Raw genomic sequence first — 21,516 nt, 5'->3', positions numbered from 1 at the left:
CGCGGCCGGGTGGGGACGTGGCCGGGCGTCGGCCGGTCGGGGAGCAGCGTGTCGGTCACACCTCCGACGCTAGGAGCCGCCGGCGGCGTACGGAAATGCCGGTCCGGGTCTGCTTATGCTTCCAGGTCATGACCGTGGAGCTGCGTCACCTGTGGGCCTTCCTCGCCATCGCCGAGGAGGGCAGCATCACCCGCGCGGCGGTGCGGCTCCGGGTCACCCAGCCCGCGCTGTCCCGCACGCTGCGCCAGCTCGAAAACCACCTCGGCGTACGCCTGGTCGACCGCTCCACCCACCATCTGGAGCTCACGGCCGTGGGCCGGGCGTACCGCGACCGCGCCGCCGCGGCGGTGGCGGGCGTCGACGACGTGCTCGACCCGCTCCACGTCGGCGGCCGGCCGGTCCGGCTCGGGCACGCCTGGTCGGCGCTGGGCGAGCACACCGTCGCCCTGCTGCGCCGGTGGCGGACCGCGCACCCGGAGACACCGCTGGAGCTGCTGCGCATCGACGAGCGCAGCGCCGGCCTGGCCCAGGGCCGGGTCGACGTCGCCGTGCTGCGGCAGCCGGTCGACCTGCCCGGTGTGCGGGCGCTGCGGCTGCTCTCCGAACCGCGGCTCGCCACCGTGCCCGCGGACAGCCCGCTGGCCGGGCGGGCCAGCCTGACCCTGGCCGACCTGGTGGACCAGCCGATCGCGGTGAACGTCGAGACCGGCACCACCACGCTGGAGCTGTGGCCCGCCGGCCACGCTCCCACCGCCGTGGTCCAGGTCGCCAACACCGACGACTGGCTGGCGGCGATCAGCGCCGGCCGGGCCGTGGGAGTGACGACCTCGGCGACCGCCGCCATGTACCCCAGCCCGGCGGTGGCCTACCTGCCGTTGACGGACGCCCCGGAGGTGACCGTCCTGCTGGCCTGGCGCGAGCCGCCCGGCCACCCGGCCGTTCCCGACCTGGTGGCGCTCGCCGGGGAGACCGTGGGCGGGTGAGCGCCCGCCGGGGCCTCGGGCGATGCCGGCCCAGGGGCCAGCGGCCCGGTGCACCGCCGACGTCGACGCGGGCAGCAGCCCGGCTCCGGTCCGGCCGCCGCCGGCGCGGGCCTCAGCCGGGGCCGGCCAGGTCGAGCACCGCGCCGAGGCCGTTGCGGCGGCCGGCGTCGGCGGCCGGGAGCACCAGCACCGCACAGCCGGCGGCCACCGCGCCCGCGTCGGCCGGGGTGTCGCCGACCATCAGGGCGCGCTCCGGGTCGACGCCCAGCATCCCGCACGCCCGCAGGAAGATCCCCGGGTCGGGCTTGCACCGGCCCACCTCGTACGACAGGGCGAACGCGTCCACGAGGTCGGTGAGGTCCCAGGCGTCGAAGAGCGGCCGGATGTCGAACCCGATGTTGCTGACCACGCCCACCCGTACCCCGGCGGCCCGCAGCGCGGCCAGCGTGGGTGCGGTGTCCGGGTACGGCACCCAGCCCTCGGGCACCAGCAGCCGCTCGTAGAGCGCGTCGGCGAGCCCGTCGATGCCCGCGTCGACGGTCGCCGCGAGACCGGTGTACGCGCCACGGTGGGCGTGCGGGTACAGGTCCCGGTCGGCCCACAGCTCGGCCAGCGCGGGCGGCACCCGGGCCGGCAGCGGGCCGCCGGCCCGCCCGGCGGTGAGCAGCCGGTCGGCCAGCGCGGTCGCCCGGACCCGGTCCAGCGTCACCCCGCACGTCGAGGCCGCCGCGGTCACCCAGTCGCGGGCCTCCTCCACCTGGGCGAGGGTGCCGTGGAAGTCGAAGAGCACCCCGTCCAGGGGCCGGCGGGACGCCGCGCGGTCGTCGGCGCTGCCCGGGGCGGGTGTCTGGGCGGGTTCGGTACGGTCCGGCACGCCGTGCACCCTACCCATCGCCCCGGAGGGCCCCGGACCGGACGGCCTTGTCGGGTGTCCGGCGACGGCACGCACTAATCTTGGTCACATGTCGAGCCCCGCCGAGCGGTACGCCGCGGCGCGCCGCCGGGCCGCGCAGGCCACCCAGTTCCCCGCGCTGGGCGAGTTCGCCCTCGACCTGGGGTTCGACCTCGACGACTTCCAACGGGAGGCGTGTCAGGCGCTGGAGCGCGGCAGCGGCGTGCTGGTGTGCGCGCCCACCGGCGCCGGCAAGACCGTGGTGGGCGAGTTCGCCGTCCACCTGGCGCTGCGCGGCGGGCCGGCGGCGTCCGGCGGGGGCGCCGAGGGTCCCGCCCGGCGGAAGTGCTTCTACACCACGCCGATCAAGGCCCTGTCGAACCAGAAGTACCACGACCTGGTCGACCGCTACGGCGCCGAGCAGGTCGGGCTGCTCACCGGCGACAACGCCATCAACGGCGACGCGCCCGTGGTGGTGATGACCACCGAGGTCCTGCGCAACATGCTCTACGCCGGCTCGACCACCCTCGAGGGCCTGGCGTACGTGGTGATGGACGAGGTGCACTACCTCGCCGACCGGTTCCGTGGCGGCGTGTGGGAAGAGGTGATCATCCACCTGCCCGCCTCGGTCACCCTGGTCTCGCTGTCGGCGACGGTGTCCAACGCCGAGGAGTTCGCCGACTGGCTGGTGACCGTACGCGGTGAGACGGCGGTCGTGGTCAGCGAGCACCGGCCGGTGCCGCTGTGGCAGCACATGCTGGTCGGCAAGCGGATGTTCGACCTGTTCCACGACGCCGACGCCGCCCGCAAGCACGACGTGCACCCGGAGCTGCTGCGCTACACCCGGGACACGGTGCGCCGGCTCGAGCTCGGCGAGGGGCGCAGTGCCGGGCCGGGCGGGGGTCGCCGCGGGCCGCGCTGGCGGGGGCCGCTGCGCCCGGACATCGTCGACCGCCTCGACCGGGAGGGCCTGCTCCCGGCCATCCTGTTCATCTTCAGCCGGGCCGGCTGTGACGCCGCCGTGCAGCAGTGCCTCGCCGCCGGGCTGCGGCTCACCAACCCGGAGGAGCGGGCGGAGATCCGGCGGGTGGTCGAGAGCCGGGTCACCGCGATCCCCGGCGAGGACCTGTCGGTGCTCGGCTACTGGGAGTGGCTCGACGGGCTGGAGCGGGGCCTCGCGGCGCACCACGCCGGCATGCTGCCCGCGTTCAAGGAGGTCGTCGAGGAGCTGTTCGTCCGTGGCCTGGTGAAGGCGGTGTTCGCCACCGAGACACTCGCGCTGGGCATCAACATGCCGGCCCGGTGCGTGGTCCTGGAGCGGCTGGTGAAGTACAACGGCGAGGCGCACGTCGACCTCACGCCGGGGGAGTACACGCAGCTCACCGGGCGTGCCGGCCGTCGCGGTATCGACGTGGAGGGGCACGCCGTCGTGGTGTGGTCCCCGGAGACCGACCCCCGGCACGTGGCCGGTCTGGCGTCGACCCGCACGTACCCGCTGCGGTCCAGCTTCCGGCCGTCGTACAACATGGCGGTCAACCTGGTCGGGACGGTCGGCGCGGAGCCGGCGCGGGCGCTGCTCGAGTCGAGCTTCGCCCAGTTCCAGGCGGACCGGTCGGTGGTCGGCCTGGCGCGGCAGGTGCAGCGCAACACCGAGACCATCGAGGCGTACGGCGCGGAGGCGGCCTGCCACCACGGCGACTTCGACGAGTACTTCGCGTTGCGCGTGGCGATCGCCGACCGGGAGCGCGCCCTCGCGCGGCAGGGGCAGACCCAGCGCAAGGCGGCGGCGGTCGCGTCGCTGGAGCGGCTGCGGGTCGGCGACGTGATCCGGGTGCCGTCGGGCCGGCGGGCCGGCCTCGCGGTGGTGCTGGACCCGGCGACCGGCGGCTTCGGCGAGCCGCGCCCGCTGGTGCTCACCCAGGACCGGTGGGCCGGCCGGGTCAGCCCGGGCGACTTCACCACCCCCGCCGAGGTGCTGGCCCGCATCCGCGTCCCGAAGCACTTCAACCACCGCTCGCCGGCCGCGCGGCGGGACCTGGCCGCCGAGGTCAGCGGCACCGGCCTGGATCGGCACGCCGGCCGCCGGGGCGGCCGGTCCCGGCAGGCCACGGGGGACGACGACCGCCTCACCCAGCTCCGCGCCGAGCTGCGGCGGCACCCCTGCCACGCCTGTCCGGACCGGGAGGAACACGCCCGCTGGGCGGAGCGCCGCCGGCGGCTCGAGAAGGACACCGAGGAGCTTCGGCAGCGGGTGGCCGGTCGGACCGGGTCACTCGCCCGCACGTTCGACCGGATCGTCGCGCTGCTCACCGCCCGCGGGTACCTCGCCCCCGACGGGACGGTCACCGACGCGGGCCGGATGCTGGGCCGGATCTGGACGGAGGCCGACCTGCTGGTGGCCGAGTGCCTGCGCCGCGGCGTCTGGGACGGGCTCAGCCCGGCCGAGCTGGCGGCTGCGGTGTCGGTGGTGGTGTTCGAGGCCCGCCGCGACGTCGACGAGCGGGCGTCGCTGCCGCGGGGCGCGGTGGCCGAGGCGGTCGACGCGACGCTGAAGCTGTGGAGCGAGATCGAGGCCGACGAGGCGGCCCGGGGCCTGGCCGTGACGCGGGAACCCGACCTGGGCTTCGCCTGGCCGATCTACCGGTGGGCGCGGGGCGAGGCCCTGGCGAAGGTGCTCGCCAGTGGGCACGAGATCGACGGCGAGATGCCGGCCGGCGACTTCGTCCGCTGGGCCCGGCAGGTGGTGGACCTGCTCGGCCAGCTCGCCGACTCCGGTGGCGCGTCGGCGGAGGTGCGGTCCACCGCCCGGCAGGCCATCGCCGCCGTCAACCGGGGTGTGCTGGCCTACCACGCCACGGCCTGACGGTCACGCCCCGTAGTTGCCTGCCGGCAATCGACGCATCGCTGCGTCACTGCGGCGGCACCGCGCGAAGTGCCCCGTCATCGATGTTGCGGCTGGTGGGACGGTCCCCGATCATGGCTGGAGGCGCTAAGTTACGCGCCGGTATCCGGTCTGGGGGGGGCGACGGGCGTGGCGGAGATCAACCACTTCGAGTACGGGTGGATCACACCCGCCCTGAGTTACGCGCTGTCCGTGCTGGGCTCGTTCCTCGGCCTCGTCTGCGCCGGTCGGATCCGGACGGCGGCCACCGTGGGCCAGCGGGCCTGGTGGGGCACGCTCTCCGCCTTCGCCCTCGGCGGCACGGCGATCTGGACGATGCACTTCATGGCCATGCTCGGCTTCGCGGTCGAGGGCACCCGGATCCGGTACGACGTGCCGATCACCGCGGCAAGCGCCGCCTTCGCCGTGGTGGCCGTCGGCATCGGCCTGGCCATCGCCGGCACCGGGCGGGCGTCCGCGCCACGGATCCTCGCCGGCGGCCTGTTCACCGGCGCGGGTGTCGCGGCGATGCACTACACCGGCATGGCGGCGATGCGGCTCAACGGCCGGCTCGGCTACGACCAGCCGCGTGTCGTTGCCTCGGTCGTCATCGCGGTCGTCGCGGCGACCGTCGCGCTGTGGCTGGCCGTGACGGTGCGTCGCACCCTGGCGGTCATCGCCTCCGCGCTGGTCATGGGCGCCGCCGTGAACGGCATGCACTTCACCGGGATGAGCGCCCTCTCCGTGCACCTGCACGACACCCAGCGCGAGGTCGCCGGCGCGGAGGTGGGGACGCTGCTGGTGCCGATCATCCTGGCCGTGGTCCTCGTGGTGGTCGGCCTGGTGTACGCGCTGCTCGCCGCCCCGACCGACGAGGACCGGGCGGCGACCGCGTACCTGGACGCCCGCCGGGCGCCGCAGGCGGAGTCGGTCGGGGCGGAGCCGGTCGGGGCGGAGTCGACGGTGACGCCCGACCCGGTGGGCCTACGGGCGCGCTCCACGCTGGCCCGGCCGGGCAGCCCGTTCCCGTCCCGCCGGGACCGCGCCCCGCGCTGACCGCCTGGTCGACGCGCCGGCCCATCGACATGCCGGCGCACCGGCATGTCGCCGGCCCGGCGCGACCGGCGACCCGGGGCCCGGCCCGGTCAGCCGGTGCGGGTGGCGAGGGCGTCGACCAGCCGGCGGGCGGAACCGGCCAGATTCCACCGCTCGGCGAGCTCGAGCAGCCGCTGCGGATCGGCGGGCGCGGACGGCAGGTCGGTGGGCAGGTCGGGCAGCGGCACGTCGAGGGCCACCCGGACCACCTTCGGGGCGACGGCCAGGTAGTCCCGGGCGGCGGCGAGCTTCGTCCGCAGCCCCGGCGCGAAGCCGGAGCCGGGGTCGGCCAGGGCGGCGAGGATGCCGTCGATGTCGCCGTACCGGTCGACGAGGCGGGCGGCGGTCTTCTCCCCGACGCCCGGCACGCCGGGCAGCCCGTCGCTGGGGTCGCCGCGCAGGGCGGCGAAGTCGGCGTACCGGGCGGCGGGCACCCCGTAACGGGAGCGCACGGCGGTGTCGTCGCAGTCCTCCAGTTTGGCCACGCCCCGCCCGACGTAGAGCAGCCGGACACCCCGGGCGTCGTCGACCAGCTGGAACAGATCCCGGTCGCCGGAGACCACCTCGACCGGGCCGGGCTGGGTGACCGACAACGTGCCGAGCACGTCGTCGGCCTCGTACCCGGCGGCGCCGACGGTGGTGATGCCCAGGGCGTCGAGCACGTCGAGGATCACCGGCACCTGCGGGGTGAGGGTGTCGGGCACCACCTCGCCGCCCTCCGGCGCGACCCGGTGCGCCTTGTACGACGGCAGCAGCGCCACCCGCCAGTCGGGCCGCCAGTCGTGGTCCATCGCGCAGACCATGCGCCCCGGCCGCCGGGTGCGGATCAGGGACGCCAGCATGTCCAGGAAACCGCGCACGGCGTTCACCGGCTGGCCGTCGGCGGTGGTGGCGGCGGACTCGGGTATGCCGAAGTACGCCCGGAAGTAGAGGCTGGGCGAGTCGACGAGCATGATCGGGGCTGTCACGCCCGACAGCGTGGCACACCGCACCGACGTCCGGGCGGACGCCGGCGTCGGTGGCGGGTCAGCCCCGGTCCCGGTAGAGGGTGTCCCGCCGGGCCACGTACTGCACCCCGTAACTGGCCAGCAGCAGCAGGAGGGCCACCACCACCTCGACCCAGGCGGCGACGCCGTCGGCGATGGTGAGCCCGATGACGAGCAGCACCAGACCGGCGAGGGCGAGGACACCGGACCAGAGCAGCCGCCGCCGGCGCGTCTCGGCGCGGTCGCTGCCTGCCACGGTCGTCACTCCCATCGTCCGGTCACGGTCTGTCCCGAGGCTATCGGCGCCCCGGCACCGGCGTGCCGGAACGCGCCAAGGCCGGAGATTGGGGTCGACGACCTGGCGGCGGCGCAGGCCCACGCGGTCGCCTGCGGCGCGACGGTCGCGCCGTGGCAGCCGCAGGACGACGTCCGGGTCTGCCTGGATCCGGACGGTCCTCCGTTCTGCCTGTGGCTGATGTCGTGATCCCGCGCCGACCCGCCGGCCGCGGCCGGGGCTGAGCCGAACGAGCGTTAAGCTGAGCGGGTGGGAACCGACCAGCTGTACCCGCCGGCCCGGCTGGCCGCCGCGCAGCGCGCCACCGCCGCCGCCGGCCTGGACGCGCTGCTGCTCAGCCCCGGGTCGGACCTGCGCTACCTGACCGGCTACGACGCGCACGCCGGTGAGCGGCTGACCCTGCTGGTGCTGCCCGCCGAGGGGGAGCCGACCCTGATCGTGCCCACCCTGGAACGCCCCGCCGCCGAGGCGTCCCCGGCACCGGCCACCGGCGTGCACATCGTCGACCACGCCGACGGCACCGACCCGTACCCCCTCGTCACGGCCGCCCTCGGCGGGCCGGTCGCCGCGGTCGGCCTGGCCGACCGGATGTGGGCGGAGCAGGTCCTGGCGCTGCGCGCCGCGCTCCCGGACGCGAGCCAGCGGCTCGCCTCCGAGGTGCTCCGCGAGCTGCGCATCCGCAAGTCCCCGGCCGAGGTGGCGGCCCTCGCCGAGGCCGGCGCCGCGATCGACGCGGTGCACGAGCGGATGGGGGAGTGGCTGCGGCCGGGGCGGACGGAGAGCGAGGTGGCCGCCGACATCGCCGCGGCGATCCGGGCGGCCGGGCACGTCACCGTCGACTTCGTCATCGTCGCCGCCGGCCCGAACGGCGCGAGCCCGCACCACGGCACCTCGGACCGGCCGGTCGGCGCGGGCGAGCCGGTGGTGGTGGACATCGGCGGCACGATGCCGTCGGGGTACCGCTCGGACTGCACCCGCACCTACGTCGCCGGCGGGCCCGCCCCGGCGGAGTTCACCGACTACTACGCGGTGCTGCACGCCGCCCAGCGTGCCGCCGTCGCCGCGGTCCGTCCCGGGGTCAGCGCCGAGGCGGTCGACGCCGCCGCCCGCGACCTGATCGCCGGCGCCGGCTACGGCGACGCGTTCCTGCACCGCACCGGCCACGGCATCGGGCTGGACGGCCACGAGGAGCCGTACGTGGTGACCGGTAACGGCCGGGCGCTGGAGCCGGGCATGGCCTTCTCGATCGAACCCGGGATCTACCTCGCCGGGCGGCACGGCGCCCGCATCGAGGACATCGTCGTCTGCACGACGGACGGCGTACGACGGCTCAACACCACCCCCACGGAGCTCACGACGCTATGACTGTCGACCGGATCCTCCCCACCGACGAGGCCCACGACCTGCTGGACCTCGCCACCGAACTCGCCGACCGGGAACTCGCCCCCAGGGCCGCCGGCTTCGAGGAGCGCGCCGAGTTCCCCCGGGAGGTGCTGCGCACCCTCGGCCGGGCCGGCCTGCTGGGCCTGCCCTACCCGGAGGAGTACGGCGGTGCCGCCCAGCCGTACGAGGTGTACCTCCAGGTGCTCGAGATCCTGGCCAGCCGGTGGCTCGCGGTCGCCGAGGCGGTCAGCGTGCACACCCTGTCCTGCTACCCCCTCGCCCAGTTCGGCACCGACGAGCAGCGCAAGCTGCTGCCCGACATGATCGGCGGGGAGCTGCTGGGCGCGTACTGCCTGTCGGAGCCGCAGGGCGGGTCGGACGCCGCCGCCCTGACCACGAAGGCCGTGCGCGACGGCGACGCGTACGTCGTCACCGGCACCAAGGCGTGGATCACGCACGCCCGCGTCGCCGACTTCTACAACATCTTCTGCCGCACCGGCGGTCCCGGGCCGAAGGGCATCTCCTGCCTGCTCGCCGACCGGGCCACGCCCGGCATCCACCCGCAGGCGGCGGAGCGGACGATGGGCCTGCACGCCTCGCCGGTGGCGCAGATCGCCTTCGACGACGCGCGGGTGCCCGCCGACCGGCTGCTCGGCGGGGAGGGGGCGGGCTTCACCATCGCCATGTCCGCGCTGGACTCGGGCCGGCTCGGCATCGCGGCGTGCGCGGTCGGTCTCGCCCAGGCGGCGCTGGACTACGCGGTCGGGTACGCCAAGGAGCGGCAGCAGTTCGGCCGGGCGATCATCGACTTCCAGGGGCTGGGCTTCACGCTCGCCGACCACGCCACCCAGATCTCGGCCGCGCGGGCGCTGATGCTGGCCGCGGCGCGGCTGCGCGACGCCGGCCGGCCGTACTCGATCGAGGCGGCCAAGGCGAAGCTGTTCGCCACGGACGTGGCGATGCGGGTGACCACCGACGCGGTGCAGGTGCTCGGCGGCGCCGGCTACGTCAGCGACCATCCGGTCGAGCGGTACATGCGCGAGGCGAAGGTGCTCCAGATCGTGGAGGGCACCAACCAGATCCAGCGCCTGGTGATCTCCCGCGCGCTGGCGAAGGGCTGACGGTACGCGATGATCGGGCCCGCCGGGTGTGACGGCCGGCGGGCCCGTCGTCGCACCTGCGGGCTTTTCCCGGTAGGTTGCTCGCCGTGGAGGAGATCGACCGGGCCATCGTCGCCGCGCTGACCGCCGACGGGCGGCTGTCGTACACGGACCTGGCGGAGAAGGTGGGCCTGTCGGTGTCCGCCGTGCACCAGCGGGTCCGCCGGTTGGAGCAGCGCGGTGTGATCAAGGGGTACGCCGCCCGCGTCTCTTTCGAGGCGCTGGACCTGCCGTTGACGGCGTTCGTGGCGATCCGCCCGTTCGACCCGTCGCAGCCGGACGACGCGCCGGAGCGGCTGGCCCACCTGCCGGAGATCGACTCCTGCTACTCGGTGGCGGGGGAGGACTTCTACCTGCTGCTGGTGCGGGTGGCCGGCCCGCAGGACCTGGAGCGGGTGCTCCAGGAGATCCGCACGTCGGCGAACGTGACGACCCGTACGACGGTGGTGCTGTCCACGCCGTACGAGAACCGGCCGCCGAAGATCAGTGGCGAGCCGCCGTCTCGGCCGCGGGCCCGGGTGGCGGGGGAGGCGGCTGGTTCCACCGCAGGATGACCTGCCGGCCGTGCTCGTGACCGAGGACGCTGACGGTGGCGGTGTCGAGCCGCAGCCGGCCGCCGGCGACGGGCGGCAGGCCGATCCACCGGGCACCGGCGACGCGCAGGCTGTGGGCGTGGCCGACGAGCGCGACCGGGCCGTGGTCGAGCAGCGGGGTGACCCGCTCGAGGACCCGGTCCAGCCGGGCGGCCACCTGCTCGGGTGACTCGCCGCCGGGGGCGCCGTCGGTCCAGATCGACCAGTCCGGCCGGTCGTCGCGGATCTCGACGGTGGTGCGGCCCTCGTACTCGCCGTAGTGCCACTCGGCGAGGTCCTCGTCGACGCGGGCGTCGGTGAGGCCGGCGAGCTGGGCGGTGCGCAGGGCCCGGGTGCGCGGACTGGTGCGCACCGCGGCGAACCGCCGGCCGGCGAGGAGTTCGCCGAGCGCGCGGGCCTGCCGCTCGCCGTCGGGGGTCAGCGCGAGATCGGTGTACGAGGTGTGCCGGTGGCTGGCGCTCCAGGTCGTCTCGCCGTGCCGGATGAGGAGGATCTCGCCCATTCGTCCAGTCAACCACCCGTTCCGGCAGGTGCGCACCGCGACGCTATCAAACTATCTTCCTAGGATGCCCTACGCGGCGTGCGGCCGATCACGACGACCCGGCATGTCCACGGCGACGGCGGGAACCCGCTACGGAAGGCCGGACTCGACCGAGGGGAGCGGACGATGGGCTTCACCGACAAGGCCAGGAACAAGGTCGACGAGATGACCGGCGTCGCGAAGGAACGCATCGGCGACGCGACGCACAACGAGCGGATGCGTTCCGAGGGCGCCACGCAACAGGACGCCGCGCGGGCCCGGCAGGCGGGCGAGCAGGCCCGGCCGGCGGGTCGCGACATCAAGGAGTGACGACGAGCAGAACCAGGCCGAGCACGACGGCGCGGCCACCCGCTGACGCGGGGCACGACGGACCCCGGGGCGACGTCCCGGGGTCCGTCGTCGTGTCCGAGGTACCCGGACGCCGCCTCACCGTCGGGCGGTAGGGTCGCTGTCCGTGACCGTGGCGCGTTCCCTGGTGTTGTTCGTGCTGGCCGCGTTGGCCGAGATCGGTGGCGCGTGGCTGGTGTGGCAGGGCTGGCGGGAGCACCGGGGCCTGTGGTGGGTGGCGGCGGGGGTGCTGGCGCTGGGCGCGTACGGGTTCGTGGCGACGTTCCAGCCGGACCCGCACTTCGGGCGGATCCTGGCCGCGTACGGGGGCGTGTTCGTGGCGGGTTCGCTGGTGTGGGGGGTGCTGGTGGACGGGTTCCGCCCGGACCGGTGGGACCTGGTGGGCGCGGCGATCTGCCTGGTGGGTGTCGCGGTGATCATGTACGCGCCGCGGGGCTGACCGGCGCGGCGGGGCGGTGCCCGTCGATCCGCAGCATCACGACCATCAGCACGATCACGACGGCCAGGTGCAGGGCGGAGTTGACGACCGCGCCGACCGGGGTGGTGGCCAGGACCAGCGCGGCGGTGGCGAGGCGGCTGCCGGTGCGCCCGACGCCGACGGTGTGGCGGAGGTCGGCGATGGCGGCGAGGAACAGGGCCACGCCGGCGGTGAGCGCGAGCGCGGCCGGCCATCCGGCGGGGGTGTCGGGGTGGGCCACCACGGCGTGCAGGCCGGTGGCGGTGGCGATGATGCCGAGCAGCAGCACGAAGTGGCTGACGATGTGGACGCGGGCGGACATGCGGCTTCGGGCTGCGTCGTCGGCGGTCGAGGGCCGCCTCGCTGGCCGCGGTGTCGGTGAAGTAGGTCCACCAGAGCGTGGCGGGCAGGGCGAGAGCCATCACGACGGCGGCGGCGACGCCGGGGGTGAGGTGGTCGATCGGGGCGCGCGCCCATGCCGATGGCGACGACGGTTTCACCGAGGGCCACGATGACGAGCAGGCCGTGCCGTTCGACGAAGTGGGCGGGGCGGATGTGGAAGCTCGCGGTGAGGACGAAGACGACGTCGAAGAAGACTTCGACGGGGGTGGCGCGTTCGGCGGTGTCGGTGTCCCGGGGTTGCTTCCCAATGGCGTGACGCTAACGGTCGGTGGGGCCTCCGGCGGTGGAAATGGCGTCACCCCCGGGCCGGCGGTGGGCTCGGGGGTGACGGGTGGTGCGGCTCAGTCGTTGCGGTGGGCGTGCCACCAGGCCTGGCCGGCCTCGGGCAGGGCGTCGATCGGGTCGTAGTAGGCGTACCGCTTGTTGAGGGCCTCCAGGTCGGCGGACTCGATGGAGGTGCGGTAGTTCTTGGTCCAGTAGGAGATGCCGCGGTCGCGGTCGTACTCGGTGAGCATGTGGACCCAGCGCTTGCCGACGAAGGGGACGTCGCAGACGATGCGCGGGGTGGCGTAGCCGGGCAGGTAGCCCATGATGTCGTGCTGGAGTTGCTGGGCGTGCCAGACGGGGACCCGCCAGTGTTCGGCGTTGGGGATCATGTCGCACATGTAGAAGTAGTACGGCAGGATGCCCGCCTCGCCCTGGAGGGCGAAGCAGAGGTCGAGCAGGTCGGGGGCGGTGGCGTTGACGCCGCGCATGAGGACGCCCTGGTTGCGGACGTCGCGGACGCCGACGTCGAGGGCGGTCTGGGCGGCCTTGGCGACCAGCGGGGTGAGCGACTGGGCGTGGTTGACGTGGGTGTGGATGGCGAGGTTGACGCCGCGTCGGGCGGCGGTGCGGGCGACCCGTTCGAGGCCCTCGACCACGTCGGGCTGGAGCCAGTGCTGGGGGAGGCCCATGAGGGCCTTGGTGGCGAGGCGGATGTCGCGGACGGTCTCGATGTCGAGGAGCCGCATCAGGTAGGACTCGAGGTTGCGCCACGGCACGTTGGCGACGTCGCCGCCGGAGACGACGACGTCGCGGACGCCGGGGTGGGCCTTGAGGTAGGTGATGTGGGCGTCGTAGCGGTCGACGGGCTTGAGGGTGAGTTTGAGCTTGTCGACGGCGGGGGTGGAGTTGCCGACGAGGTCCATGCGGGTGCAGTGGCCGCAGTACTGCGGGCAGGTGGAGAGCAGTTCGGCGAGGACCTTGGTGGGGTAGCGGTGGGTGAGGCCTTCGGCGACCCACATGTCGTGCTCGTGGAGGCTGTCGCGGCTGGCGTAGGGGTGTGAGGGCCAGTCGGTGCGCCGGTCGGAGGCGACGGGGATCATGTAGCGCCGGATGGGGTCGGCGTAGAGGGCCTCGGTGGTCATGGGCGCGAACGGCACCATGGTGTTGAGCATCTGGGGTGGCACCAGCATGGACATGGTGGCCAGGTTCTTCTGGTCGGTCTCGAGGTCGGCGTAGAAGGTCTCGTCGACGAGGTCGCCGAGGACGGCGCGGAGCTGCTTGATGTTCTTGACGCAGTTGACGCGTTGCCACTGGGCGCTTTCCCACTGGTCGCGGGTGATGTGGCGCCAGCCGGGGAAGCGGGTCCAGTCGGGTTCGACGAGGGGGGCGCGGCGGTATTCGTACGGCTGGCCGGTGGTGGGGGTGGGGGCCGGCGCGTGCTGGGGCGCGGGGATGGCCTCCACCGGGTGGGTCTGGGTCACGGCCCCTCCTCGTGGGTGTGGTGCGGGCGATCAACGGTCCCGTACGCTACTGGAAAATATCCGGTCAACAAACTAGTCTGCCGGAAGTTTTCCCGCTACGCGAGCCCTGTCCGGGGCTTCGAGCGGCCGGACAGGGAGGTCGGCGTGACGTCACCGGTGGGTCTGCACCGCGTTCTGGAGCCGGCGGGGGTGCTGCCGCAGGCGGCGTGGCGGCTCGACGCGAGTCCGCAGATCGCGCCGAACGAGGTGCGGATCCGGGTGCAGCGGCTGAACCTGGACGCCGCGAGCTTCCGGCAGTTGTCGGAGAAGCACGGCGGGGACGGGGAGAAGGTCCGTGCCGAGGTGCTGGAGATCGTGTCGACCCGGGGGAAGATGCAGAACCCGGTGACCGGGTCCGGCGGCATGCTGATCGGCACCGTCGACGAGGTGGGCCGCCGGTCGCCGCTGGGCCTGCGGGCGGGGGACCGGGTGGCGACGCTGGTGTCGCTGACCCTGACGCCGCTGACCGTCACCGACGGGCTGGCCCGGTGGGACGGGCGCAGCGAGCAGGTGCCGTGTGACGGGTACGCGATCCTGTTCGCCCGGTCCATCGCGGCGGTGCTGCCGGCTGATCTGCACCCGGAGCTGTCCCTCGCTGTGCTGGACGTGTGCGGGGCGCCGGCGCTGACCGCGCGCGTGGTGGAGGGGTACGTGGCCGGCCGGGCGCGCGAGGGGGATGCCCGGCCGGTCAGCGTGGCGGTGATCGGTGGTGCCGGTAAGAGCGGGTCGCTGTCGCTCGCGGCGGCGCGGCGGGCCGGCGCCGGCCGTACGGTCGGGGTGGTTCCGGTGGACGCGGAGCGGGACGCGCTGGCGGCGGCCGGGGTGGCGGACGTGGTGGCGGTGGCCGACGCCCGGGATCCGGTGGCGTTGTCGACGGCGGTGACGTCGGCGCTGGCGGCGCCGGCGGACGTGACCGTGGTGTGCGTGGACGTGCCGGGGTGCGAGCACGGGGCGGTCCTGGCGACCGCCGACGGCGGCACGGTGGTGTTCTTCTCGATGGCGACGAGTTTCGCGGCGGCGGCGCTGGGCGCGGAGGGTCTGGCGGCGGACGTGACGATGCTGGTGGGCAACGGGTACGTGCCGGGCCACGCGGAGTTCGCGCTGGATCTGCTGCGTGCCGAGCCGGGGGTGCGCCGGCTGTTCGAGGCGCGGTTGGCGGCAGACTGAGTGCCATGACGAACCCCTCGACTCTGTACCGCGGCGGTGTGCTGCACTGCCCCGCCGACCCGAGCGCGACGGCTCTGCTGGTGTCCGGTGGCCGGATCTCCTGGTTGGGGTCGGACGCGGACGCGCCGTCCGCCGACCGGGTGGTGGACCTGGCCGGGGCGTTGGTGACGCCGGCGTTCGTGGACGCGCACGTGCACGCCACGGACACGGGGCTGGCGTTGTCGGGGCTGGACGTGTCCGCGGTGCGCTCGGCGGCGGAGCTGCTGGAGGCGGTGGCGGCGTTCGCCGCCGGTCTGCCGGTGGACGCGGTGGTGCTGGGGCACGGCTGGGACGAGTCGAGGTGGGCGGTGCCGCGGCCGCCGGACGCCGACGAGGTGGACCGGGCGGCCGGTGGGCGGCGGGTGTACCTGTCGCAGGCGTCGATCCATTCGGCGCTGGTGTCGCGGGCGTTGCTGGCGGCGTGCCCGGAGGTGGTGGCCGCGGCGGGGTACGACGGGTCGGGGTGGCTGCGGCGGGACGCGCACCACGTGGTGCGGGCGGCGGCGTTCGGGTCGGTGACGCGGGCGCAGCGGGTCGCGGCGCAGCGGCGGGCGCTGGAGCACGCGGCGTCGTTGGGCATCGCGGCGGTGCACGAGTGCGGGGGGCCGGAGATCTCCGACGAGGAGGACTTCACCGGTCTGCTGGCGATCTCCGGTGCGGGGGTGCCGGAGGTGTACGGGTACTGGGGTGAGCTGGGCGGCGCGGCGCGGGCGCGGGAGCTGGGTGCGGTGGGCGCCGGTGGGGACCTGTTCGCGGACGGGGCGTTGGGGGCGCGGACGGCGCACGTGTCGGCGGCGTACCGGGACGGTGACGGGTGCGGGCACGGGTACCTGACGGCCGGGCAGGTGCGTGACCACCTGCTGGACTGCGCGGCGCACGGCCTGCAGGGCGGGTTCCACGCGATCGGGGACGCGGCGATCTCGACGGTGCTGGACGGGTTCGCGGCGGCGGCGGAGAAGCTGGGCACGGACCAGGTGCGGGCGGCGCGGCACCGGGTGGAGCACGCGGAGATCATGAGCAAGCGGCTGATCGCCGGGTTCGTGGAGTACGGGGTCGTCGCGTCGATGCAGCCGGCGTTCGACCGGTTGTGGGGTGGGGCGGGCCGCATGTACGAGTCGCGGTTGGGCCTCGCCCGGTCGCTGGAGTCGAACCCGATGGGGGCGATGCACTCGGTGGGGGTGGCGTTGGCGTTCGGGTCGGATTCGCCGGTGACGCCGCTGGACCCGTGGGGGTCGGTGCGGGCGGCGGCGGCGCACCACAACCCGGCGCAGCGGATGAGTGTGCGGGCGGCGTTCGCCGCGCACACCCGTGGCGGGTGGCGGGCGGTGCACCTGGACGCCGAGGGGGTTCTCGCGTTGGGTGCGCCGGCGACGTTCGCGGTGTGGGGCACCCCGGCCGGGGTGGAGCGGGGGCTGCCGGTGTTGCAGTCCGACGACCCGGAGGCGCGCGGCCCGGAGGACCCGACGCCGCTGCCGGTGTGCCGGCGCACGGTGCTGCGCGGTGAGGTGATCTATGAGGAAGGGGCGTCGTGAGTGAGGGAACCGCCGGTCGTGCCGGCGCCGAGCGCGTCGAGGTGACGGCGTGACGTCCAAGCTTGATCTGGATCCGGTGCTGGTGGCGCGGGCGCGGGCCCTGGCGGCCCGCGTCGGTGCGCCGGTGGTGGAGTTGGCGCGCAGCCACACGACGGTGTCGGTGGAGCGGGCGGTGCTGCGGCTGGCCGGGGTGGCCGGCGCCGACCCGGACGGGATCCCGTGGGTGAACCGCCTGGTGGACGCGGTGGTGGCCGACGTGGGTCTGGGGCACGGGGTGGCGGTGCCGGTGTTCGACGCGCTGGCCCGGGAGCAGATCACCGACGTGACGCTGCTGGCGCAGAAGGCCGCCGCCGGGTCGGTGCGGTTCGCGGTGCCGACCGGGAGGGCGGCCACCGCCGCGCGGCGGGCGGCCCGCAGGGCGGTCGCCGCGGGGGTTCGGCAGGTCGACCGGCGGCGGGCCGAGCGGGACCGCCTGGTGAAGCGGTACGGGGATCCGGCGCAGCGGCCGTGGATCTACCTGATCGTGGCGACCGGGGACATCTACGAGGACATCCCGCAGGCGCAGGCCGCCGCGCGGGCGGGCGCGGACGTGATCGCGGTGATCCGGTCCACCGGGCAGTCGCTGCTGGACTACGTGCCCGAGGGCGCGACCCGGGAGGGGTTCGCCGGCACGTACGCGACGCAGGAGAACTTCCGGCTGATGCGGGCGGCGCTGGACGAGTCGTCGAGGGAGCTGGGCCGGTACGTGCGGCTGACGAACTACGCGTCGGGGCTGTGCATGCCGGAGATGGCGACCCTGGCCGGTCTGGAACGCCTCGACATGATGCTCAACGACTCGATGTACGGGATCCTGTTCCGGGACATCAATCCGATCCGGACGTTCGTCGACCAGCGGTTCTCCCGGCAGGTGCACGCCCGGGCGGGGATCATCATCAACACCGGTGAGGACAACTACCTCACCACCGCGGACGCGGTGGACGAGGCGCACACGGTGACGGTGTCGCAGCTGCTCAACGAGTACTTCGCGCACGAGGCCGGGTTGGCGGACTGGCAGTTGGGGCTGGGGCACGCGTTCGAGATCAACCCGGACCTGCCGGAGTCGTTGCGGTTGGAGTTGGCGCACGCGCTGCTGGCACGGGAGCTGTTCCCGGACGCGCCGCTGAAGTGGATGCCGCCGACGAAGCACATGACCGGTGACGTGTTCCGCGGCAACCTGCTCGACGGGTTCTTCAACCTGGTCGGCACCATGACCGGGCAGGGCATCCTGCTGGTCGGCATGATGACCGAGGCGGTGGTGACGCCGTGGTTGTCCGACCGGGACATCGCCCTGCAGAACGTGCGGTACGTGCTGGGCGCGGCGGGCGGGCTGCACGAGGACTTCGTTCCCGCGCCGGGCGGGTTCATCCAGCAGCGCGCCCACCGGGTGCTCGGCGAGGCGGTGGACCTGCTGGAGCGCATCGGTGAGCAGTCGCTGCTGACGGCGATCGCCGAGGGCACGTTCGGGATCATGAAGCGGCCCGCCGACCGGGGCAAGGGCCTCGACGGGGTCGCGCGGCACGAGGCCGACTACTACAACCCGGCCACCGACATCCTGGAGGCGGCGGCGTGAGCGCGGCTGCGGAGAAGAAGGTCGTCCGGCCGTACGGGGACACCACCGGCGACGGCATGGTGCAGGTGTCGTTCACGCTGCCGGTGCCGCACGACAAGCGGGCCGAGGGCGCGGCGGTCCAGCTCGCCGGGAAGATGGGCATCGACCCGGCGATGCTGGTGCACGCCAAGCAGATGGGCGACGGGTTCACGTTCTTCGTCGTGTACGGGCGGGTGAACCACCTGGTGGACCTGTCCGCGGTGCAGGTGGTGGAGCGCGACTACCCGCTGCTGTCCGCGAAGGACGTCAACGCCGTGGTCAAGGGGAAGCTGCGGCGCAAGCTGTCGGTGGTGGGGGCGTGCATCGGCACCGACGCGCACACCGTCGGCATCGACGCGATCCTCAACGTCAAGGGCATCGCGGGGGAGAAGGGCCTGGAGTACTACCGGGAGCTGAAGGTCACCAACCTCGGCGCCCAGGTGAGTGTGCCGGAGCTGGTGGAGGCCGCCCGCGCCGAGCGGGCCGACGCGGTGCTGGTGTCGCAGGTGGTCACGCAGCGCGACGCGCACCTGCACAACACGCGGGAGATGTCGGCGGCGTTCCGGGAGGCCATGCCGGCGGGGAAGCGGCCGCTGCTGATCGTCGGCGGGCCCCGGTTCGACGAGACGATGGCCGGTGAGCTGGGTGTGGACCGGATCTTCGGTCGGGGCACCACCCCGGGCGAGGTGGCGTCCTACCTGGTCCACGCGTTGATCGAGAACAGGATGGTGAAGGCATGAGCGACCCTCGGCTCGGGGTGACGGTGACGCACCGGCGGTACGTGCCCTACTCGCACGCCCACTACGCGGGGAACCTGGTCGACGGGGCGTACGCGCTGGGCCTGTTCGGGGACGTCGCGACGGAGGTGTGCATCCGCACCGACGGCGACGAGGGCCTGTTCGCCTCCTACTCGGACGTGCAGTTCCGGGCGCCGATGCGGGCCGGGGACGTGCTGGAGGTGACGGCCACGGTGACCCGGGTGGGGACCCGCAGCCGCACCATCGACTTCGCGGCGCGGGTGGTGTGCCGGGGCCGCCCCGACCGGGGCGAGTCCGCGGCCGAGGTGTGCGACCCGCCGATCGTGGCGGTCACCGCCACCGGCACCGTGGTCGTCCCCCCGGCGGCGTGAACGTCGCCGTCTGCGCCGACGTCGGCTCCACGTACACGAAGGTGGCGGTGGTCGACCTCGACGGCGGCCGGCTCGTCGCGGCGGCGGCCGCCCCCACCACCGTCACCAGCGACGTGCTGCACGGCCTCGACGCGGCCGTCGCCGCGGCCACCGCCGGCCTGCCCGCCCGCGACGCGCCGTGGTACGTGTGCTCGTCCGCCGGTGGCGGGCTACGGCTGGCGGTCGTCGGGTACGAGCACCTCGTCACCGCGCAGGCGGGCCGGCGGGTCGGCCTGTCCGCCGGGGCGAACGTGGTGCACGTGGCCGCCGGCCGGCTCGGCGCCGCCGACCTGGCGGCGCTGCGGGCCGCCCGGCCCGACGTGGTGCTGCTCGTCGGCGGCACCGACGGCGGCGACGCGGACACCCTCACCCACAACGCGACCCGGCTGGCGAAGGCCCGCTGGCGGGTGCCGGTGGTGCTCGCCGGCAACGTCGACGTCCGCGACGACCTGCACGCCCTGCTCGCCGCCGCGAAGGTGCCGGTCACGGCCGCCGACAACGTGCTGCCCCGCATCGGGGTGCTCGCGCCCGCCGGCGCGCGGGCGGCGATCCGGGAGGTGTTCCTGCGGCACGTCATCGGCGGCAAGCGGCTGTCCCGCGGCCCCCGCTTCCCGCGGCTGGTGCGGGCCGCCACCCCCGACGCGGTGCTCACCGGGGTTGAGGTGCTCGCCGACACCCTCGGCGGGGACCTCGCCGTCGTCGACGTCGGCGGCGCCACCACCGACGTGTACTCGGTGCTCACCCCCGACGAGCGGGAGTCCGGCCCGGCGCGGCAGGTCGCCGGCAGCCTGTGGCGGGCCCGCACCGTCGAGGGTGACCTGGGGATGCGGTGGAGCGCCCCCGGGGTGGTGCGGGCGGCCGTGGAGGAACGGCTCGTCGACCCGGCCGAGGCGGACGGTCTCACCGGCGCCGCCCACGCGCGGGCCGCCGATCCCGGTTTCCTGCCCGGCGACCCGGCCGAGCGGGTGGTCGACGCCCGGATCGCCGCCCTCGCGGCGACGGTGGCCGTCCGCCGCCACGCGCGCGGCGCGGCCACCGGGGAACGCGCCGGCCGGGACCTGCGGGAGGTGAAGCTGCTCGTCGGCTCCGGCGGGGTGTTGCGGCACGCCCCGGCCGCCGACGCCGCCGCCGTGCTGGCCGCGGTGCTCGCCGACCACGCCGGCGGGTGGCCGCTGCCGCGCGCCGCCCGGCCCGTCGTCGACGCCGACTACGTCCTGGCCGCCGCCGGGCTGCTCGCCGCCGACCATCCGGCCGCGGCCCGCGCCCTCGCGCTGCGGGTGCAAGCAGGGGCCCCCTGTTAACGCCTGGCGTTGTACAAGGGGCCCCTGTCAACACCCGGCTGGCCCGGCGGTCAGCTCCGTCCGCCGGGCGGGCCCGTCACAGCGAGCCGCGCCGCCACGGGCCAATGATCGCGAACGTGATGCCGCCGTGGGGGGTGACGCAGATGTTGTCCGGGTTGTTCAGCACCGCCGCGTCGGGGGAGGCGAACAGCACCCGCATCCGCTCGGCCGCCGGGTCGTACTCGAAAACCTGTCCCTGCCCGGCCGGGCCGCCGCTGGTCGACACGATGTAGACGCGCTCGTTGCCGTACCAGGCGCCCTCCAGGCGGCGGAACACCGCCACACCCTGCAGCGCGGGACGTTCCTCGCCCGGCGCGTAGTCCGGGTTGTCGATCGTCACCCACGTCAGGTCCCGGTACTGCGTGCCGGTGCCGTCGGCGTACGTGGAGTACGAGGAGCCGCCGGCGGTGAGGATCACCAGAGCGGGCCGTTGTCGGGGCTGGCGGGCAGCCTGGACAGGGGGGCGGCGCCGGCGGTGCGGATGCGGTGTGAACCTCAGCTGAACGCCACCCCAGCGCCGGGCGACGGGACTCGCCGACACGACACGCCGGTGTGGCCCCCGCGACTCGTCGGGGGTGGGTTGACAGCGCCCCGGGGGGAGCACGTACCGTCTTTGAGTCCTACTACGGGAAGCGGCTGTTGTTCGCTTCGTCCCTTCGTCCGCTGGCCGAGCGACACGAGCATTTCGTCGCGGCGGCCAGGTCCAGCGGGCGGGGGTCGGCGGGGCGGCGCGAACCGGCCGCGGTTACCGGTGTACGGGCAGGATGAGGGGCACGGCCAGTAGACAACGGCCAGGCGGGGGCAGCCAGTCCAGCGCCGGGTCGGTCCGAAGGTCGGCGC

20 protein-coding genes and 3 pseudogenes are annotated in these 21,516 nt (G+C 74.6%); 15 read left to right on the top strand and 8 right to left on the bottom strand.

The window, feature by feature from the left end; translation table 11 throughout:
- The first annotated feature begins 128 nt into the window (after positions 1-128).
- Positions 129-983, top strand: a complete 855-nt coding sequence (locus AB0873_RS09070; RefSeq protein WP_366599100.1) for a LysR family transcriptional regulator — start codon at positions 129-131, stop codon at positions 981-983.
- 112 nt (positions 984-1,095) lie between these two features.
- Here the strand turns inward: AB0873_RS09070 and AB0873_RS09065 are convergent, their stop codons facing one another.
- The gene (locus AB0873_RS09065; RefSeq protein WP_366599099.1) at positions 1,096-1,857 is read right to left on the bottom strand and encodes an HAD-IA family hydrolase; all 762 of its coding nucleotides are present in this window, start codon (positions 1,855-1,857) and stop codon (positions 1,096-1,098) included.
- Between the two features lie 88 nt (positions 1,858-1,945).
- Between AB0873_RS09065 and AB0873_RS09060 the strand changes: the two genes are divergently transcribed.
- Positions 1,946-4,738 carry a DEAD/DEAH box helicase gene (locus AB0873_RS09060; RefSeq protein WP_366599098.1) on the top strand — a complete coding sequence of 931 codons (2,793 nt, stop codon included), beginning with the start codon at positions 1,946-1,948 and terminating at the stop codon, positions 4,736-4,738.
- A 168-nt stretch (positions 4,739-4,906) separates the two neighbouring features.
- A complete protein-coding gene (locus AB0873_RS09055; protein WP_366599097.1) occupies positions 4,907-5,812 on the top strand; it encodes an MHYT domain-containing protein in 906 nt (301 codons plus the stop codon).
- Between the two features lie 89 nt (positions 5,813-5,901).
- On the opposite strand, the gene AB0873_RS09050 is transcribed toward AB0873_RS09055, so the two are convergent.
- Positions 5,902-6,819 (bottom strand): 5'-3' exonuclease, encoded by a 918-nt coding sequence (locus tag AB0873_RS09050; protein WP_155332257.1) that lies wholly within the window; start codon positions 6,817-6,819, stop codon positions 5,902-5,904.
- A gap of 58 nt (positions 6,820-6,877) precedes the next feature.
- Positions 6,878-7,093 carry a hypothetical protein gene (locus AB0873_RS09045; protein WP_155332256.1) on the bottom strand — a complete coding sequence of 72 codons (216 nt, stop codon included), beginning with the start codon at positions 7,091-7,093 and terminating at the stop codon, positions 6,878-6,880.
- Between the two features lie 84 nt (positions 7,094-7,177).
- Here AB0873_RS09045 and AB0873_RS09040 point away from each other — a divergent pair.
- From AB0873_RS09040 to AB0873_RS09025, 4 genes and pseudogenes are all read left to right on the top strand, one after another.
- Positions 7,178-7,321: pseudogene (locus AB0873_RS09040) on the top strand (VOC family protein); the annotation flags it as partial.
- A 60-nt stretch (positions 7,322-7,381) separates the two neighbouring features.
- The gene (locus tag AB0873_RS09035) at positions 7,382-8,497 is read left to right on the top strand and encodes a Xaa-Pro peptidase family protein (RefSeq protein WP_366599096.1); all 1,116 of its coding nucleotides are present in this window, start codon (positions 7,382-7,384) and stop codon (positions 8,495-8,497) included.
- Entirely contained in the window at positions 8,494-9,636 is a 1,143-nt protein-coding gene (locus tag AB0873_RS09030; RefSeq protein ID WP_366599095.1) for an acyl-CoA dehydrogenase family protein, read from the top strand. Before AB0873_RS09035 ends, AB0873_RS09030 begins: the two co-directional genes overlap by 4 nt.
- An 86-nt stretch (positions 9,637-9,722) precedes the next feature.
- Complete coding sequence (locus AB0873_RS09025; protein ID WP_155332250.1) at positions 9,723-10,229, top strand: Lrp/AsnC family transcriptional regulator; 507 nt, start codon at positions 9,723-9,725, stop codon at positions 10,227-10,229.
- On the opposite strand, the gene AB0873_RS09020 is transcribed toward AB0873_RS09025, so the two are convergent.
- The gene (locus AB0873_RS09020) at positions 10,159-10,770 is read right to left on the bottom strand and encodes a histidine phosphatase family protein (protein WP_366599094.1); all 612 of its coding nucleotides are present in this window, start codon (positions 10,768-10,770) and stop codon (positions 10,159-10,161) included. The genes AB0873_RS09025 and AB0873_RS09020 overlap by 71 nt on opposite strands.
- 165 nt (positions 10,771-10,935) lie before the next feature.
- Between AB0873_RS09020 and AB0873_RS09015 the strand changes: the two genes are divergently transcribed.
- Both AB0873_RS09015 and AB0873_RS09010 read left to right on the top strand, forming a co-directional pair.
- Positions 10,936-11,118: a CsbD family protein gene (locus AB0873_RS09015; RefSeq protein ID WP_366599093.1), complete on the top strand. Its 183-nt coding sequence runs from the start codon at positions 10,936-10,938 to the stop codon at positions 11,116-11,118.
- A gap of 145 nt (positions 11,119-11,263) precedes the next feature.
- The gene (locus tag AB0873_RS09010; protein ID WP_155332247.1) at positions 11,264-11,596 is read left to right on the top strand and encodes a YnfA family protein; all 333 of its coding nucleotides are present in this window, start codon (positions 11,264-11,266) and stop codon (positions 11,594-11,596) included.
- On the opposite strand, the pseudogene AB0873_RS09005 reads toward AB0873_RS09010, so the two are convergent.
- The 3 genes and pseudogenes from AB0873_RS09005 to AB0873_RS08995 form a co-directional block, all read right to left on the bottom strand.
- Positions 11,574-11,945: pseudogene (locus tag AB0873_RS09005) on the bottom strand (low temperature requirement protein A); the annotation flags it as partial. The gene AB0873_RS09010 and the pseudogene AB0873_RS09005 overlap by 23 nt on opposite strands.
- Positions 11,946-12,091: 146 nt before the next feature.
- Positions 12,092-12,169: pseudogene (locus AB0873_RS09000) on the bottom strand (low temperature requirement protein A); the annotation flags it as partial.
- Between the two features lie 188 nt (positions 12,170-12,357).
- On the bottom strand, positions 12,358-13,764 hold the full coding sequence (locus tag AB0873_RS08995; protein WP_366599092.1) for a lysine 2,3-aminomutase: 1,407 nt from the start codon (positions 13,762-13,764) through the stop codon (positions 12,358-12,360).
- A gap of 156 nt (positions 13,765-13,920) precedes the next feature.
- On the opposite strand from AB0873_RS08995, the gene AB0873_RS08990 reads away from it, so the two are divergent.
- Genes AB0873_RS08990 through AB0873_RS08965 form a run of 6 tightly spaced genes read left to right on the top strand, consistent with a single transcriptional unit; the run spans position 13,921 to position 20,637 of the window.
- Positions 13,921-14,970 carry a zinc-binding alcohol dehydrogenase gene (locus tag AB0873_RS08990; protein ID WP_366599311.1) on the top strand — a complete coding sequence of 350 codons (1,050 nt, stop codon included), beginning with the start codon at positions 13,921-13,923 and terminating at the stop codon, positions 14,968-14,970.
- A gap of 5 nt (positions 14,971-14,975) precedes the next feature.
- Positions 14,976-16,541 carry an amidohydrolase family protein gene (locus AB0873_RS08985; protein ID WP_366599091.1) on the top strand — a complete coding sequence of 522 codons (1,566 nt, stop codon included), beginning with the start codon at positions 14,976-14,978 and terminating at the stop codon, positions 16,539-16,541.
- Between the two features lie 49 nt (positions 16,542-16,590).
- Positions 16,591-18,150 (top strand): lysine 5,6-aminomutase subunit alpha, encoded by a 1,560-nt coding sequence (locus AB0873_RS08980; RefSeq protein WP_366599090.1) that lies wholly within the window; start codon positions 16,591-16,593, stop codon positions 18,148-18,150.
- Positions 18,147-18,908, top strand: a complete 762-nt coding sequence (locus tag AB0873_RS08975) for an OAM dimerization domain-containing protein (protein WP_366599089.1) — start codon at positions 18,147-18,149, stop codon at positions 18,906-18,908. Before AB0873_RS08980 ends, AB0873_RS08975 begins: the two co-directional genes overlap by 4 nt.
- Positions 18,905-19,297, top strand: a complete 393-nt coding sequence (locus tag AB0873_RS08970) for a hotdog domain-containing protein (RefSeq protein WP_155332240.1) — start codon at positions 18,905-18,907, stop codon at positions 19,295-19,297. The genes AB0873_RS08975 and AB0873_RS08970 overlap by 4 nt, the downstream gene beginning before the upstream one ends.
- Positions 19,294-20,637: a glutamate mutase L gene (locus AB0873_RS08965; protein WP_366599088.1), complete on the top strand. Its 1,344-nt coding sequence runs from the start codon at positions 19,294-19,296 to the stop codon at positions 20,635-20,637. The genes AB0873_RS08970 and AB0873_RS08965 overlap by 4 nt, the downstream gene beginning before the upstream one ends.
- Positions 20,638-20,713: 76 nt before the next feature.
- Here the strand turns inward: AB0873_RS08965 and AB0873_RS08960 are convergent, their stop codons facing one another.
- On the bottom strand, positions 20,714-21,094 hold the full coding sequence (locus AB0873_RS08960; protein ID WP_366599087.1) for an alkaline phosphatase PhoX: 381 nt from the start codon (positions 21,092-21,094) through the stop codon (positions 20,714-20,716).
- Positions 21,095-21,516 lie beyond the last annotated feature (422 nt).

The organism is Micromonospora sp. NPDC047707 (assembly GCF_040704235.1).
GTDB lineage: Bacteria > Actinomycetota > Actinomycetes > Mycobacteriales > Micromonosporaceae > Micromonospora.
The sequence above is the reverse complement of the archived record's forward strand: the minus strand, read 5'-3'. Positions and strand labels throughout refer to the sequence as shown.

What these genes read in the sequence shown, in the direction of transcription:
- AB0873_RS09020 (WP_366599094.1), bottom strand. Translation starts at nt 10,770, where the DNA reads ATGGGCGAGATCCTCCTCATCCGGCACGGCGAGACGACCTGGAGCGCC.
- AB0873_RS08970 (WP_155332240.1), top strand. Translation starts at nt 18,905, where the DNA reads ATGAGCGACCCTCGGCTCGGGGTGACGGTGACGCACCGGCGGTACGTG.
- AB0873_RS09030 (WP_366599095.1), top strand. Translation starts at nt 8,494, where the DNA reads ATGACTGTCGACCGGATCCTCCCCACCGACGAGGCCCACGACCTGCTG.
- AB0873_RS09070 (WP_366599100.1), top strand. Translation starts at nt 129, where the DNA reads ATGACCGTGGAGCTGCGTCACCTGTGGGCCTTCCTCGCCATCGCCGAG.
- AB0873_RS09015 (WP_366599093.1), top strand. Translation starts at nt 10,936, where the DNA reads ATGGGCTTCACCGACAAGGCCAGGAACAAGGTCGACGAGATGACCGGC.
- AB0873_RS08985 (WP_366599091.1), top strand. Translation starts at nt 14,976, where the DNA reads ATGACGAACCCCTCGACTCTGTACCGCGGCGGTGTGCTGCACTGCCCC.
- AB0873_RS09060 (WP_366599098.1), top strand. Translation starts at nt 1,946, where the DNA reads ATGTCGAGCCCCGCCGAGCGGTACGCCGCGGCGCGCCGCCGGGCCGCG.